This window comes from uncultured Campylobacter sp. (genome assembly GCF_937997465.1).
Taxonomy (GTDB): domain Bacteria; phylum Campylobacterota; class Campylobacteria; order Campylobacterales; family Campylobacteraceae; genus Campylobacter_A.
On the sequence record NZ_CALKTQ010000168.1, the window covers coordinates 1 to 14,710 of the forward strand.

At 44.9% G+C, this 14,710-nt stretch carries 16 protein-coding genes and 2 pseudogenes; 15 read left to right on the forward strand and 3 right to left on the reverse strand.

Going from position 1 to position 14,710, the window contains the following annotated elements; genetic code table 11:
* A pseudogene (locus tag Q0546_RS05300) lies at positions 1 to 80 on the reverse strand (peroxiredoxin); the annotation flags it as partial.
* A gap of 166 nt (positions 81 to 246) precedes the next feature.
* On the opposite strand from Q0546_RS05300, the gene Q0546_RS05305 reads away from it, so the two are divergent.
* The 9 genes and pseudogenes from Q0546_RS05305 (at position 247) to Q0546_RS05345 (ending at position 7,455) form a co-directional block, all read left to right on the forward strand.
* On the forward strand, positions 247 to 531 hold the full coding sequence (locus tag Q0546_RS05305; protein ID WP_298791188.1) for a 4Fe-4S dicluster domain-containing protein: 285 nt from the start codon (positions 247 to 249) through the stop codon (positions 529 to 531).
* Between the two features lie 95 nt (positions 532 to 626).
* Complete coding sequence (ndk, locus tag Q0546_RS05310) at positions 627 to 1,040, forward strand: nucleoside-diphosphate kinase (RefSeq protein ID WP_298791190.1); 414 nt, start codon at positions 627 to 629, stop codon at positions 1,038 to 1,040.
* A gap of 14 nt (positions 1,041 to 1,054) precedes the next feature.
* Entirely contained in the window at positions 1,055 to 1,411 is a 357-nt protein-coding gene (locus Q0546_RS05315; protein WP_366519253.1) for a YceD family protein, read from the forward strand.
* Between the two features lie 11 nt (positions 1,412 to 1,422).
* Complete coding sequence (gene rpmF / locus Q0546_RS05320) at positions 1,423 to 1,569, forward strand: 50S ribosomal protein L32 (protein WP_002943740.1); 147 nt, start codon at positions 1,423 to 1,425, stop codon at positions 1,567 to 1,569.
* A 5-nt stretch (positions 1,570 to 1,574) separates the two neighbouring features.
* Complete coding sequence (plsX, locus tag Q0546_RS05325; protein ID WP_298058660.1) at positions 1,575 to 2,564, forward strand: phosphate acyltransferase PlsX; 990 nt, start codon at positions 1,575 to 1,577, stop codon at positions 2,562 to 2,564.
* 19 nt (positions 2,565 to 2,583) lie between these two features.
* Positions 2,584 to 3,546, forward strand: a complete 963-nt coding sequence (locus Q0546_RS05330) for a beta-ketoacyl-ACP synthase III (protein WP_298058658.1) — start codon at positions 2,584 to 2,586, stop codon at positions 3,544 to 3,546.
* A 155-nt stretch (positions 3,547 to 3,701) separates the two neighbouring features.
* Positions 3,702 to 4,931 (forward strand): annotated as a pseudogene (locus Q0546_RS05335) (DUF2920 family protein); the annotation flags it as partial.
* Between the two features lie 36 nt (positions 4,932 to 4,967).
* Positions 4,968 to 6,236, forward strand: coding sequence for a DUF2920 family protein (locus Q0546_RS05340; RefSeq protein WP_298791209.1), 1,269 nt, complete (start codon positions 4,968 to 4,970; stop codon positions 6,234 to 6,236).
* Entirely contained in the window at positions 6,223 to 7,455 is a 1,233-nt protein-coding gene (locus Q0546_RS05345; protein WP_298791193.1) for a DUF2920 family protein, read from the forward strand. The genes Q0546_RS05340 and Q0546_RS05345 overlap by 14 nt, the downstream gene beginning before the upstream one ends.
* 136 nt (positions 7,456 to 7,591) lie before the next feature.
* Here the strand turns inward: Q0546_RS05345 and Q0546_RS05350 are convergent, their stop codons facing one another.
* Both Q0546_RS05350 and serC read right to left on the reverse strand, forming a co-directional pair.
* Positions 7,592 to 8,425 (reverse strand): hypothetical protein, encoded by an 834-nt coding sequence (locus Q0546_RS05350; protein ID WP_298791195.1) that lies wholly within the window; start codon positions 8,423 to 8,425, stop codon positions 7,592 to 7,594.
* Positions 8,426 to 8,629: 204 nt separating this feature from the next.
* On the reverse strand, positions 8,630 to 9,706 hold the full coding sequence (gene serC, locus Q0546_RS05355; RefSeq protein WP_298791197.1) for a 3-phosphoserine/phosphohydroxythreonine transaminase: 1,077 nt from the start codon (positions 9,704 to 9,706) through the stop codon (positions 8,630 to 8,632).
* A 143-nt stretch (positions 9,707 to 9,849) separates the two neighbouring features.
* On the opposite strand from serC, the gene Q0546_RS05360 reads away from it, so the two are divergent.
* From Q0546_RS05360 to Q0546_RS05385, 6 genes are all read left to right on the forward strand, one after another.
* The gene (locus Q0546_RS05360; protein ID WP_298791199.1) at positions 9,850 to 11,268 is read left to right on the forward strand and encodes a CHAD domain-containing protein; all 1,419 of its coding nucleotides are present in this window, start codon (positions 9,850 to 9,852) and stop codon (positions 11,266 to 11,268) included.
* Between the two features lie 9 nt (positions 11,269 to 11,277).
* Positions 11,278 to 11,994: a bifunctional demethylmenaquinone methyltransferase/2-methoxy-6-polyprenyl-1,4-benzoquinol methylase UbiE gene (ubiE, locus tag Q0546_RS05365; RefSeq protein WP_298791201.1), complete on the forward strand. Its 717-nt coding sequence runs from the start codon at positions 11,278 to 11,280 to the stop codon at positions 11,992 to 11,994.
* Entirely contained in the window at positions 11,988 to 13,151 is a 1,164-nt protein-coding gene (gene xseA, locus Q0546_RS05370; RefSeq protein WP_298791203.1) for an exodeoxyribonuclease VII large subunit, read from the forward strand. The genes ubiE and xseA overlap by 7 nt, the downstream gene beginning before the upstream one ends.
* Before the next feature lie 107 nt (positions 13,152 to 13,258).
* Positions 13,259 to 13,927 (forward strand): CsgG/HfaB family protein, encoded by a 669-nt coding sequence (locus Q0546_RS05375; RefSeq protein WP_009495029.1) that lies wholly within the window; start codon positions 13,259 to 13,261, stop codon positions 13,925 to 13,927.
* 9 nt (positions 13,928 to 13,936) lie between these two features.
* Positions 13,937 to 14,491, forward strand: a complete 555-nt coding sequence (locus Q0546_RS05380) for a DUF4810 domain-containing protein (protein ID WP_298791205.1) — start codon at positions 13,937 to 13,939, stop codon at positions 14,489 to 14,491.
* The coding region (locus tag Q0546_RS05385; RefSeq protein ID WP_298791207.1) for a GNA1162 family protein at positions 14,481 to 14,710 on the forward strand (230 nt) is incomplete at its 3' end. The genes Q0546_RS05380 and Q0546_RS05385, both read left to right, overlap by 11 nt.

The following is a 14,710-nucleotide window of genomic DNA, read 5'->3' on the forward strand; positions in this document are numbered from 1 at the left end:
AGGTTGAAATCGTTCACGATTTGATTGCTTCCTAAAACTGCTGCAGCTGTAAAATCAGGTGCTTTTTTTGTTACTAACATTTTTTCTCCTTAATAATTTTTATTTGTAGCGAAATTATATCATCTAAAGATTAAAAAGAGCTAAAAACTTAACGTTTTCGTTTTAAAATTTAACGCAAAAATTTAATATCAAATTTACTTAGTTTTTGATATTCTTGCGAAAAATTTTGACCAAAAAGGATAAAAAATGGCAGTAAAAATAACAGACATCTGCATAAGCTGCGGCTCATGCATCGACGAGTGTCCGACGAGCGCTATCGTAGACGACGCAGATAACCCAACCGGCGAGGACGCATACTACGTCTATGCAGATAAATGCGTCGAGTGCGTAGGATTTAACGACGAGCCGGCATGCGCCTCAGCCTGTCCGACCGACGGTTGCATCGTTTGGGACGCTCCTTTTGCAGGACAGCCTTCTCGCGCCGAGATAACTGCAGATATGAGAACGGGCGAAACCGCCGTCATCTCGTAAGCTACGCATCTAAGCCCTTTTGCGGGGCTTATTTTGAAATTTAATTTTTTTTTGATATAATCACCGCCTTGTAAAAACCACAAAAAGGAAATTTTATGCAACAAACGCTTTCTATTATTAAGCCTGATGCCGTAAAAAAGGGCATTATCGGAAAAATCGTGGACAGATTCGAAAGCAATGGACTAAGAATCGCCGCTATGAAAAAAGTCAAACTAAGCACATGCGACGCAAAAGCTTTCTATGCAGTTCACAAAGACAGACCTTTCTTCAACGATTTGGTTGATTTTATGGTGAGCGGACCGGTCGTAGTTATGGTTCTTGAGGGCGACAATGCGGTAGCTAAAAATCGCGATCTAATGGGCGCAACAAACCCAAAAGAAGCAAAACCGGGCACTATTAGAGCCGACTTTGCAGAGAGCATCGACGCAAACGCCGTTCACGGTAGTGATAGCCTAGAAAACGCTAAAAACGAGATTGCATTTTTCTTTGCAACAAGAGAAATTTGCTAAATTTAGGTTAAATTTTGAAAATATCTTTCGCCAAAATTACAAATAACCAAATGCCGTTCGCGTTAAACTTGGACGGATTAAATTTTAACGGCGAACTAAAAAGAGTAAATCAAAATTTAGTTAGTTGCAAAGGCAAGATCGTAGGTGAGATAGCTCACAACTGCGACCGATGCGGCGAAGATATAAATTTAAAGCTTGATGAAGACGTAAATTTGATATTAAGCGACGGAATTTATAAGGATAAAGAAGAAAACCTTGACGATGTAGTCGAGTTTTTCGACGGCTTTATAAATTTAGAAGAAGTATTAACAAGCGAAATAGAAGCTTTTAAGAGCAATTATTTTTATTGTGATAAATGTAAAAATCTATAAAGGAGAATAAAATGGCAGTACCTAAACGAAGAGTAAGTCATACTCGCGCGGCAAAGAGAAGAACGCACTACAAAGTAACGCTTCCGGTTCCCGTAAAAGATAAAGACGGCTCATGGAAAATGCCTCACCGCGTAAATAAAACTACCGGAGAGTATTGATACAAATGACCAGCATTTGCATTGACGCGATGGGCGGCGACTTCGGTCCGCAACCTATTATCGGCGGCGTGATCGAGGCTTTAAAAGAAGTAAAATTTGAAGCCGTTTTGGTAGGCGATATGAAAATTTTAGAGAGCCTTGTTCCGCAAAATTTAAAACAATACGTAAAATTTATTCAAGCCGACGAGGTCGTTTCTATGAGCGACGGCGCCACCGATGCGTTAAAGCGAAAAGAAAGCAGTATTTTTAAGGCTATCGAGCTACTTAAAAATAAACAAACTATGGCCGTAGTTTCGGCGGGACACAGCGGAGCTACGATGAGTCTTGCCACGCTTCGAGTCGGGCGACTGAAAAATGTCTCGCGCCCGGCGATAGCGACTCTAATGCCAAATGTAACCGGCGGCAACACGCTAGTTTTGGACGTCGGCGCAAACGTGGACTGTAGGCCGGAGCATCTATTTCAATTTGCGATAATGGGCGAAGCCTACGCAAAAGAAATTTTAAAAATAAAATCCCCTAAACTAGGACTTTTATCTAACGGCGAAGAGAGCAGTAAGGGCAACGAGGCGACTAAAGAAGCCTTTGAAATGATCTCAAAACTCGACAGCTTCGTAGGCAACGCAGAAGGAAATCAGGTTTTTGACGGAAGTGTCGATGTCGTTATTTGCGATGGATTTGTCGGAAATATCCTACTAAAAACAAGCGAAGGCGTAGCTGACGCGATAACTAAAATCATCAAAAAACATGTTAAAAAATCCCCGGTCGCTATAGCAGGCTCGCTTCTCATGAAAAAAGTTTTTAAAACATTAAAACAGCAAGTTGATTACGACGAATATGGCGGTGCACCGCTACTTGGCGTGAACGGCTGCGTCATAATAAGCCACGGTAAAAGCACACCAAAAGCTATCAAAAACGCGATATTTCAAGCTCTAAAATTCGCAAACTCCGATATAAATAAAGTCATCGAAGACGAGCTTTCGCACTTTGCAAAATAAAATTACAAAGAAAAATTTAATGCCAAAAGCCTCGCTAATATCCATAGCCGCATACGCTCCACCTAAAATTTTAACAAATTTCGATCTTGAAAAAATGGTGGAAACCAACGACGAGTGGATAGTTAAGCGTACAGGTATTAGCCAACGACGCATAGCACAGGATGAAAATACGAGCGATCTTGGCACGAAAGCAGCACAGTTAGCGCTTGAAAGAGCAAATTTGACCGCAAAAAATATCGACGCCATTATTTGCGCGACCATCTCGCCAGATCACTTTTGTATGCCCTCAACGGCGTGCAAGATCGCTAAAAATTTAGGTATAAATGCCATTACAGCATTTGATATAAGCGCGGCATGTACGGGTTTTATTTATCTGCTTGAGCTTGCAAAATCACTAATTGAAAGCGGAAGCAAAAAAAACGTATTGATAATCGGAGCCGAAAAACTAAGTAAGATCGTCGATTGGACCGATAGAACGACTTGCATACTATTTGGCGACGGAGCGGGTGCAGCAGTCGTAAGCGCTAGCGAAGAAAACGAAATAATCGACGTTCACACTGCAGCCGACGGCAACTACGCAAACCTGCTCATAACTCCAGGTGGCGAAGAGAAATTTATTAAGATGTCGGGCAACGAGGTCTTTAAAATCGCAGTCCAGACGCTAACCAAAGACGTCGTAGATATCCTAGAAAAAAATCAAATTCCAAGCGATAAAATAGATCTTTTTATACCTCATCAGGCAAATTTACGCATCATCGAAGCAGTCAAGCAACGCTTAAATTTTACAAACGAACAGTGCGTCGTAACCGTCGGAAAATACGGCAACACAAGCTCAGCCTCTATACCTATGGCGATGAACGACGCATATGAAGCGGGCAGACTTAAAAAAGGCGATTTGCTTTTACTAGATGCGTTCGGTGGCGGCTTTACGTGGGGTTCGGCACTACTGAAATTCGGCGGCGAAACCGTAAAGAATTTTTAATTTTGTAATTATATTTTAATTTATACGCTCAAATTTTCAAAACCCAAACAACTATTTTCATTATCTTTGATAAATACGCCGTATAGCTTACATACCTAAAAAGCTAAATTTAGCTCGGCGGGGGTATAATAACAAAAATCCGCGGAAGGCAAAAAATGGTAGTCAGTAAAATCTACGAAATCAACTCTTGCGACGACATGGAGCTAGGCGTCAAGCGCTTTACAAATTTACACTTTAAACTATGCTACGACGATGACAAACCGGTTAACGCCATAGTTTTTATAGTACCTGGATGCGGCGGCGACGTCGATAAGGCATACAGAGACCACTTAGCCGAATTTACGGCGAGGGAATATAACGTAGCCGTGATTAATGTAGATTATCATCATATTTACAACAGATTAGTTACGGGCGCTAGATACTATATGGACGAATTTGATCAAGAAATTTTAAGAGAAAAATGCCGAGAGATCAACCTACAACTAGGCGGCGACCTGAGCTCGCTAAAAAATTTCGATAAGCTAAACGGCGTTTTGTCTGCTGTTAGTAACTATATAGATAACAATAAAAATAGCGGAGCATTTCCAAAAGATTTTGTTTTAAATTTATCCCTTACGATTGATCCGATAAAAAACGAATATCAAAATTTCGGCATTATGCAGGCGCAGGATTTGATAAACGCCCTACTTTTTATAAAGACAAATGCGCCGTTTAAAGCGATTAAAAATTTAAACGAACTACCAGTCGTCATGATCGGCAGCTCCCACGGAGGCTATCTATCGCATATGGCCGCCAAAATAGCTCCGTGGCTCATAGACGGCATCGTCGACAATAGTAGCTACGCCAAATATCCGCTCAGGATCGTGGGATTTGGTAAGGAGCTTGACTATATGAATCACTGCTGCTCATCAAACGATATGCTTTTTAAACATATAAATTTTTTCATCTCCGACAAGACGCTTTGGACCTTAAAAGATGGCTCCGATAAGAGATTTATGCCCGCACACGAAAAGATACGTTATATTTTAAATTTAGACCACGTAAAAGTCCAAAGCAAATATCCAAAGCCGATTTATCTAAGCTATCACTATGCCGGAGACGATATCGCTCCTATCGCTGATAAATCGGAACTTTATAACGAATTTGACGCTTGCGGAATAGATGCGACGTTAAAAATAATAAAAGACGAAAGCGAGCTTGACGGAAAATTTATCAAATCACTAACTCACGGCTTTGATATGTCCATTAAAACGCTAATCTCAAAAGAACTTCCGCCGATGTTAGCCAAGATTGCAGCTCGCCAAAAACAACCTTGCGAGGATAAAAGCATAAGCTATATCTCGGAGAATTTAGAATATAAATTTTTAGAAGCTAATAATAAAATCAATCTGCAAGTTTCAAAAATATGGCAAAACGGCACGATAGTTAAAAAAACATATAAAATCCACTCTTGCGACGATACAGAGCTTGATATAAAGCGCGAAAGTTTGCTTGAATTTAATCTTTGCTTTGATAGTAAAAAGCCGGTTACGTCAATAGTTTTTATAATCCCTGGCTACGGAGGAGACGCGGACAGCAACTACCGCGAGCACTTAGCGCAGTTTGTCGCGAGCGAATTTAGCGCAGCTGTAGTAGGCGTAAACTACCACTGTATCGGCGATAGACCGCAAACAGGAGCGACGATATTTTTTGACGATTTAGATAGATCGATATTAAAAAAAGAATGCGCCAGGTGCGGCATAGAGCTCCAGGAAAATTTAAGCGTAATCGATACGCAAACACTACTTGATATCGACAATCTAATAGACGCAAGAAAACGCGATAAGATAGCACCTCAAGACTTGTCTCTTAAACTATCTATTTCCCTTCAACCGACTAAAAACGAATATCAAAATTTCGGCATTATGCAGGCGCAGGATTTGATCAATGCGCTACTTTTCGTAAAAGCCAACGCTCCTTTTGAGTGCACAACCGACATAAACGACCTACCAGTCGTCATGATCGGCAGCTCGCACGGAGGCTATCTATCGCATATGGCCGCCAAAATCGCCCCATGGCTCATAGACGGCGTCATAGATAACAGCAGTTATGCGCTAGCGCACTGGCCTTTTATCGGCTTTGGCAAAGAGATAGATTACATGAAATATTACAGCGGTTACACCAGCGAATGCTATCACAATATCGAGCTTTATTTATTCGACAAGACGCATTGGACGCTAGACAAGGCTTCGCCGGCTTATTTTTCTAAATCGAGGAAATATATAAGAGAAATTCTAGTGCCGCAACACCTCAAAGTCCAAAGCGGCTATAAAAAGCAAATTTACACGAGTTACCATTACGCTTATGACGATTTTTACGCTCCGGCTAGCGAAAAACAACGACTCTACGACGAACTGAAAAATTTAGGCTACGACGCTACTCTAAATATAATAGAAAATGAAAGTCAGCTTGACGGTAAATTTATCAAAACGCTAACGCACGGTTTAGATATGTCGATAAAAACGCTAATCTCAAAAGAGCTTCCGCCGATGCTGGCCAAAATCACAGCTCGACCGAAACAGCCTTGCGAGGATAAAAGCATAAGTTACGTTTCAGACGATTTAGAATATAAATTTTTTGAAGCGAACGACAAGATAAATTTAGAGATAAAAGAACAAAATCTACCGCAGCAAAATCATGATAATAAATAAAATATACGAGATCCCATCCTGCGACGATGTAGAGCTTGGCATAAAGCGAGATTCGTTACTTGAGTTTAAGCTCTGCTACAACGATGAAAAGCTGGCTAGAGCCCTAGTTTTCGTAGTGCCTGGGCTTGGCGGAGATGCGAACGAAAACTATAGAGAGCACTTAGCGCAGTTTGTCGCGAGCGAATTTGAGGTAGCCGTAGCGAGTCCGAACTACCACTGTATCGGCAACAGGCCGCAAACGGGGGCGAAGTATTTTTTAAACGATTTAGACAAAATCATCCTGAAAAACAAATGCTCGAAAATCGGTATAGAAATCCCAAACGATATCAGCTACGGCGAACTCTCAGTGCTAGATACCTATCTGGGCAATATAAAAGCGAGCGGCGGTTTGCCGAGTGATTTTAAATTAGAAATATCCGTAACGCTGCAGCCGACCAAAAACGAGTATCAAAATTTCGGAGTTATGCAGGCTCAAGACGTGATAAATGCTGCGCTTTTTATCAAGGCAAATCCGCCGTTTAAACCCGCGACCGATATAGACGAGCTGCCCGTGGTCCTAGTCGGTAGCTCGCACGGCGCATACATAAACGCCTTAGCAGCTAAATTTGCTCCGTGGCTCGTGGATGGCCTCATCGACAACAGCAGCTACGCGAAGCTAAACTGGGAGCTCATAGGCCTAGGCAAGGAGATAGATTATCTCAAATTTCGCGAATACTCGACCGATATATATTTTAAAAATATCAAAATTTACGTCTTTACCAAAACGATGTGGACGCTACTGGATAAATCCTCGCCTCGATATTTCTCGCAGGCACGCGAAGATATACGAAACGCCCTAGACGCCGCGCATCTAAAAGTCCAAAGCGCATATCCAAAGCCTATCTATGTCGGCTACCACTGCGCCGTAAACGACCACTGCGCGTCGCCCAAGGAAAAAGCACAGCTCTACGAGGAGCTACGCAAACTCGGCTTTGACGCGACCTTGCATATGATAAAAGACGAGAACGAGCTTGACGGTAGGTTTCTCAAAAAGCTAACGCACGGCCTAGAGATGTCTATCAAGCTTTTGATCGCCAAGGAGCTACCGCCGATACTAGAAAAGATAGCATCTCGCGAGAAGCAAATTTGCAAAAACAAAAGCATAGCCTATCGCTCAGACGAGCTGGAATATAAATTTTCGGAGGCAAACGGCAAGATAAATTTGGAGATAAAAAGATGATTTTGTTTGTAAAATTTACGTTTGCTAGGGGCTAATTTGAGCGGAAAATTTGATAAAAGAAAATTTAAGAGGCAAAAGCCGCGCGCCAACTAAAAGCAATTTTATATGCAAATTTGACAAAAAACTCAAGCCTAATTTACTCCAAACTAAAAAACCGCCTCATCTTACGCTTCCAGTCGTCTTTTGGTATTTCCGTATCGTTTGGGTCGTCGCTCCAAACCTCGTGTTTGTCCTCAAAAAATATCGCAGACCTTTGAGCTTGCGGCATAAATTTCGTCTTGTCCTCCACGGGGATTTTATTCGCCCGAAAATACTGCAACAGCTCAAAATAATCATCTCTACTATAGCAATTTACCAAAAAATAATTTCTATTTTTCATCCTTATGACGAAATTTTTACGCAGTAGCCATAGCGGTTCGCCGGATTTTTTGAGTTTATAGATTTTAAACGGTAGCGCAAATATCAAATAAACTAAAAGATATCTTATAAAGTCTTTCGTTTTATTAAAATGCACGCCGATAGAGGACTTTTTATAGAGCTGATACGGTGTAAAAAAGTGGAACCTGCCGTATCTGCTATCAAGCTCGCTAATAACGCAAAAATAGACCTTTTCTACGTCTTTTACGAGGGCGATTTTCTCCTCGCTCTCTACTTTGTTTGCGTAGATGTACTCTATATGATAGATTTGCTCGCTAGAAAAACTAAAAAAGCTCGGTTTTTGTTTAAAAACTCGCGGCGCGAAAATATAAGTATTGTGCAGGTCGGATAATAAAAGACATGCGGGCAAAGCAATAAGATAAATACGGTGTAAAAGCTCATAGTCGCTAAAAGCATATACAAAAACAAAAATCGAGTAAAAAATAATATAACATCCCGCCAAAAACAGCGCGCCGTAGTCATTTATGATTATCGGATTTTCGTCGTAGTTTCTCAAATTTACCTCCAAATTTCGCTTCACGCAGTCAAGCACAACAAAAGGCGAGCGAGAGCTAAATTTAACTCGGTAAATTTAAGACCGACTCATCGTAAAACCAAAGCAAATTTAAGCGGCCGCCCCCAAGCCAAAGCCGCTTAAATTTGAGTAAAGAGCAAAATTTGACGCGCCCCGAATTTAAGCCCTGAGTTTAAATTTACCCGAAGCAAATCCAAATTCGCGCGGCGCGTCTAGTCAAATTTACCCGTTTTTCCTTGCAAATTCTTTCATAAACTCAGCCAAAGTCCGCACGTTTTCGATACTCACGGCGTTGTAGATAGACGCTCTGATGCCGCCTACGTGACGGTGCCCTTTTAGGCCCAGCATGCCCGCATTTTCGGACTCGGCGATAAAGGCCGCCTCCAGCTCGCGGTTTGCGATGGTAAAGCTAACGTTCATCAGCGAGCGGCTATCTTTTTGCGCGTGACCTTTATAAAAACCGCCAGAACCGTCGATCGCGCCGTAAAGCAGCGCCGCCTTTTGCTCGTTTATCTCGTTTATCGCTGCTAGACCGCCCTGCTCTTGCACCCAGCCCAGCGTCAAATTTAGCAGATATATGCCAAAGGTCGGCGGCGTGTTATATAGCGATGCGGCGCTAGCGTGCGTGTCGTAGCGAAGCATCGTCGGAGTGCGCTCCATGCAGGCTCGCTCTAGCATATCTTTGCGGATGATAACGATGGTTACGCCGCTTGGGCCGGCATTTTTTTGCGCGCCGCCGTATAGCAGCCCCACGTCCGTGAAATCAACCGGCCGCGAGAAAAAATCGCTCGACGCATCGACTACTAGCGGAGCCTTTGAGCGAGGCAGCTCGCGGTACTGCGTGCCGTAGATAGTGTTATTAGTGCAGACGTAGCCGTATGCGGCATCATCGCTAAATTTAACCTCAGGGATGCGGTCGTAGGAGGTCTCTTTGCTGCTAGCGACCACTTCGTATCTTGCGCCGACGTTTGGGCCTCTTTTGATCGCTTTGCTCGTCCAGACGCCCGTGTCGGCATACTGCGCGACGCCTTTGGCGGCTAAATTTAGCGGTATCATCGCAAACTGCAAATGCGCGCCGCCTTGCAAAAATAACACGTCGTACTCTTCGCCGATGCCGTATAGCTCGCGCGCCTTTGCCATCGCGCCGTAGTGCACCTCTTCAAAAATCTTGCTTCGGTGGCTGATTTCCATTATCGAAAAGCCCTTGCCCTGATAGTCTGTGAGCTCGTTTTGCGCGCGCTCAAGCACGCTAAGAGGCAAAGCCGAAGGTCCCGCGCTAAAATTTAGCTTTCTATTCATCCAAACTCCTTTCAAATTTGAGCTGATTTTAGCGTTATTTGCGTTAAAAAATCATTTCGCGTCGCAAGGTCGGCGGCAAAAGCTCGCAAATTTTACACTTTAAGCTACCTTTTGATACAATTTTTCATATTAAGGAGCGAAATTTGATAGAGATCGAGCGTAAATTTATCCTGCGTAACGCCGCCGTCATAAACGAGCTAAAAGCCCGCGATATCGACGTCCAGCAAAAAGAGGTGACGCAAATTTACGTCAAAATCACTCCGCTTGAGGAGATTAGATTTCGCGAGGCTTCTGGCGTTTTTACGATCACGCAAAAATCAGGCGTTGGTCTAGCGCGCGAGGAAAATGAGAGCGAAACGGATGCCAAAAGCTTCAAAAAAGCCCTAAAAAACGCGGTCGCCGCTCCTATAAAAAAGACGAGATTTTTATTTCGGCTTGACAGCGCCGCCTGCAACGTCGATATTTTCCACGGCGCTTTAGAGGGGCTTGTAACCTTTGAGGCCGAGTTTAGCGGCGAGCGCGAGGCGGCAGAGTTTGACCCGCCTGAGTTTATCGCCGCGCACATAGCTAGCGAGGTCACGGAGGATGAGCGCTATAAAAATAAAAATTTAGCGCTTTTTGGCTTGCCGCAGGGCGAATTTGACGCGCAAAAGAGCATTGAGATTTTACAAAATAGCCCAGAGCTAGAGCTAAATTTACCAAGCTACATCGGCGCGATGGACGCGATGCGGACGGTGTTTTTTCAGATTTTTGCACAGCTAAACAAATACCTAAACGAATACGCAAGCTCTGGCGATACTGAGGCGCTACACCAGATCCGTATAAATATACGCAAAACGCGCTCTTTGCTTAAAATTCTCACTCCCATTTTTGACCAGAAAACGGCTTGCTATTTTCTGCTAAATTTTAAAAAACTAGCCGAGCTAACCAACCAAAAGCGCGATATAGACGTGTTTTGCGAGTTTTTGCAAAGCCAAAAAGGCTTTGAGTCACTAGCTAGCGAGCTGGAAAATTTAAGCAAAACCCTAGCCCAAAGCGTCCAGGCCGAGCTACAAAGCGACGAAGCGAACGAAATTTTGCGCGACTGGGAGGTATTTTTACGCGAGGGAAGCGACTTTTTTAAAGGCAAGCTAGGAGACGCACCGATAAAAAAACTCGCCGCAAAATCCATGCGAGCTCAAATTTTACGCCTCAAAAAATCTCTCTCAAATTTGAGCGAAACTACCGAAAACGCGCAGTTTCACAAGTGCCGCATCGAGATAAAAAGACTAAGGTATCTAAGCGAGATTTTTGGTGGCGGTTTTGATTTTGCTGCAGCTAAAAAATGCTTTAAAAAGAGCAAAATTTTACAAGAAACCTTTGGCTCGCTACAAGACGCCGACATCTGGCTAGGCCTGCTAGCGCACGTAAAAAGCGGCGCCGAGCAAAAGCGCATAGACAAACTCCAAGCTAAAATTTACAAAAAAATCTACGAGCTGCGAAGCGAAATTTTAGACTCAAAGCCTAAAATTTTAAAAAGCCTCACAAAGCTTTCGCGCGGCTTAAAAATCTACTATATCTAAAGAGAAAAAATGGAAAAACAAGAAAAAATAGTTCAGATGTTTAACGACATCGCGCCCACCTACGATCTAGCCAACCGCGTGCTGAGCATGGGTGCGGACGTGAGCTGGCGCAAGATCGCGTGCAAAACGGTATTATCAAATTTCAAAGACTCAAGCGTAAATATCGTCGACGTCGCATGCGGCACGGGCGATATGATGGGCTTTTGGCAAAAGATGGCGGGCGAATTTAACGCAAAAATCGAAAATCTAATCGGCGTCGATCCCTCAAGCGGCATGCTCGCGGTCGCTAAACAAAAATTTCCCGAGTTTAAATTTATCGAGGCGCTAGCGACGCAAACAACGCTTGATAGCGGCTCGATGGACGTGCTAAGTATCAGCTACGGCATCAGAAACGTAGTCGAGCGCGAGGCGGCTCTAAGAGAGTTTAACAGAGTGCTAAAAACGGGCGGGTATGTCGTGGTGCTAGAATTTACTAAGCGCAAAAAAAGCGGGATTTTAACGGGCGCTCGCGACTTTTATCTAGGTAAAATTTTGCCTAAAATCGGCGGCTTTATCTCCAAAAATCAAGAAGCCTACGAGTATCTGCCAAGCTCGATCGAGGGCTTTTTAGACGCCAAAAGCTTTGCGGACGAACTCGCCGCCGCTGGCTTTGAGATGCGCCTTTGTAAGAGCTTTTCGATGGATATTTCTACTCTTTTCATCGCGCAAAAGGCCCGTGAGTGCTAAGCGTCAGCGAGCTAAACGAGCAGGCCAAAACGCTGCTTGAGACGACGTTTTCGTACGTCGAGGTAGAGGGCGAGATCTCGCGGCTAGTGAGGCACGGCTCTGGCCACTGGTACTTCACGCTAAAAGACGAAAAGGCCGCGATCTCGGCGGTCATTTATAAATTTAACGCCGCTAAGCTCAAATTTGATGTCACGGACGGCATGAAAGTCGCTCTCTACGGCAAAATTTCGCTCTACTCGCCAAGCGGCAGCTATCAGTTTATCGCGACCCTGATACGCCCCAGCGGCGAGGGCGAGCTCGAACTTGCCTTTAAACAGCTAAAATCGCGGCTTGAGAGCGAAGGGCTTTTTGATATCTCGCACAAAAAACCGCTACCCAAATTTCCGCGCAAGATCGCGCTTATTACCTCAAAAACATCAGCCGCACTGCAAGATATGCTGCGTATCGCTTCGCAGCGCTGGGCGCTATCGGAAATTTTAGTTTTTGACTCGCTAACGCAGGGCGAAACCGCGCCCGCCTCGCTCATACGCGCGCTAAAAAAAGCCGACGCAAGCGGAGCCGACGCGATCGTGCTGGCGCGAGGAGGCGGTAGCAGAGAGGATCTGTGGTGCTTTAACGACGAAAATTTAGCCCGAGAGATCTACGCGGCGCGCACGCCCGTGATATCGGCCGTCGGGCACGAGATTGATTACGTGATCAGCGACTTTGCGGCTGATTTTCGCGCCCCGACACCAAGCGCGGCGATGGCTGCGCTACTGCCTGATATGGGCGAGCTAATGCAAAGCATAGATAGGCTAAGCGAGGCGGCGGACGCGGCTTTTATGCGCGTTTGGGAGCGTAAATTTAACGCTCTGGCGATGATGAGAGCAAGATTTTCTCAGGCGAGCCTCACGCAAAAAATCGCTCGCAAGGAGCAAATTTTGCTAAATTTACGGCAGGCTTTAGACGCCGCCGTGCAAACTAAGCTGCTCAAATTTGAAAACGCGCTCAAACTCGCCCGCGCCGCATACGCGCAGCAGGAGTCCTTTTTCGCGCAGATTTCAAATTTCGTCCGAGTGCGCAAGGGCGGCAAAACGGTAAATCTAAGCGAGCTAAAACCGGGCGACCGCATCGCGCTAAGCTCGGTAAACGCAAGCAAAGAGGCGGAAATTTTATAATCAAATTTGACCCAGCCGAAACCACGGCTCAAATTTTTAGACGGGTTAAAAATTTTTAAGCTAAAAATAGTAAGATAATAACGCAAATCAAAATTTAAAGGAGCGATATGAAAACGAACGTAAAATTTTTACTAGCCGCGTGCGCCGCGATGCTGATAACCGGCTGCGCAACGGAGAGATCGCGCGTGGTTGAAACGCCAAAAGTCCAAACCCTAAACACCAACTATCAAGGACAAAAGATCGCCGTCTCGATCGGCCGCTTTAGCAACCAGTCCTCATACCAAAACGGCGTATTTTCAGACGGCGAGGACAGACTAGGTAACCAAGCCCAAACCATCCTCATCTCAAATTTACAACAAAGCGGACGCTTTTCGGTGCTTGACCGCAGTAACATGCGCGCCATCAAAGAAGAAAGCGCGCTAAACAAAGAGGCGCAAAACATCAAGGGCGCAAGATACGTCATCACGGGCGACGTGACGGAGTTTGGCCGTAAAACAACTGGCGATCACCAGCTTTTCGGGATACTTGGCAAAGGCAAAACCCAAACCGCCTACGCGAAGGTAAATCTTAACGTCGTGGACGTGAAAAACTCCGAGGTGATCTATTCCACTCAGGGTGCCGGCGAGTATGAACTATCAAATCGCGAGGTGCTGGGCTTTGGCGGAAGCGCGGGATATGATTCGACGCTAAACGGCAAGGTGCTAAGCCTAGCCATCATCGAGGCCGTAAACAACCTAACGCGTGGGCTTGAAAGCGGCGCTTTCAACGCGAAATAAGGATAAATTTTGCGCTTTAAAACTCTAGCAAATTTCGCGCTCGCCTCCGCCGCCGCCATGCTACTATCTGGCTGCGCGGACGACTCGCCTAGACAGCTATACTACTGGGACGGCGCATACACGGGCTCGGTCTACGAGTACCTAAGCGAAGAGGGCGACGCGGGCGCACAGATCGCAGCACTCGAGGAGAGCCTGCAAAAAGCCTATCAAAGAGCCGCCAAAGTCCCGCCGGGACTGCACGCGCATCTAGGCTTGCTCTATCTCTCGCAAGGAAACGGGGCAAAATTTAAAGCCTACGTCGAAAAAGAAGCCGAGCTTTATCCTGAGTCGCGCGACTACGCTATGTTTTTGCTAAATCAAAATAGCAAAACCAAGGGCGTGGCAGGCAAAACTGCGGCAAATTTGGGCGAGCAGACGAAGGAAAAAGCAGGCGCGAACGAGTCAAATTCAAGCGACAAAAGTTCAAATTTAGGCGAGCACACGAGCAAGCAAAATTTGAAAAACAAGCAAACAAAACCTGCCAAAACGAGCAAAACCGCAAAAGGAAGCCAAAATGAAAAATAAAATAAAATCGGCGCTTCTTGGCGCGTTTGCGGCGCTATTTCTGGGAGCGTGCGCAGGCTCGCAGCCAGAGATTTACGACTATTCGGCGTTTTTACAGACCAAGCCTCGCTCGATCGTAGTCGTGATGCCAACCAGCGACTCGTCTGAGATAAAGGCCTCCGCGGCGGTGCTAGCAAACGCGCTCTATCCGCTTAGCGAGGCGGGGGATTACGTATTTTC

Coding starts and splice junctions, on each gene's coding strand:
- Q0546_RS05305 (WP_298791188.1), top strand. CDS start 247: ATGGCAGTAAAAATAACAGACATCTGCATAAGCTGCGGCTCATGCATC.
- ndk (WP_298791190.1), top strand. CDS start 627: ATGCAACAAACGCTTTCTATTATTAAGCCTGATGCCGTAAAAAAGGGC.
- rpmF (WP_002943740.1), top strand. CDS start 1,423: ATGGCAGTACCTAAACGAAGAGTAAGTCATACTCGCGCGGCAAAGAGA.
- plsX (WP_298058660.1), top strand. CDS start 1,575: ATGACCAGCATTTGCATTGACGCGATGGGCGGCGACTTCGGTCCGCAA.
- Q0546_RS05330 (WP_298058658.1), top strand. CDS start 2,584: ATGCCAAAAGCCTCGCTAATATCCATAGCCGCATACGCTCCACCTAAA.
- Q0546_RS05345 (WP_298791193.1), top strand. CDS start 6,223: ATGATAATAAATAAAATATACGAGATCCCATCCTGCGACGATGTAGAG.
- serC (WP_298791197.1), bottom strand. CDS start 9,706: ATGAATAGAAAGCTAAATTTTAGCGCGGGACCTTCGGCTTTGCCTCTT.
- ubiE (WP_298791201.1), top strand. CDS start 11,278: ATGGAAAAACAAGAAAAAATAGTTCAGATGTTTAACGACATCGCGCCC.
- Q0546_RS05375 (WP_009495029.1), top strand. CDS start 13,259: ATGAAAACGAACGTAAAATTTTTACTAGCCGCGTGCGCCGCGATGCTG.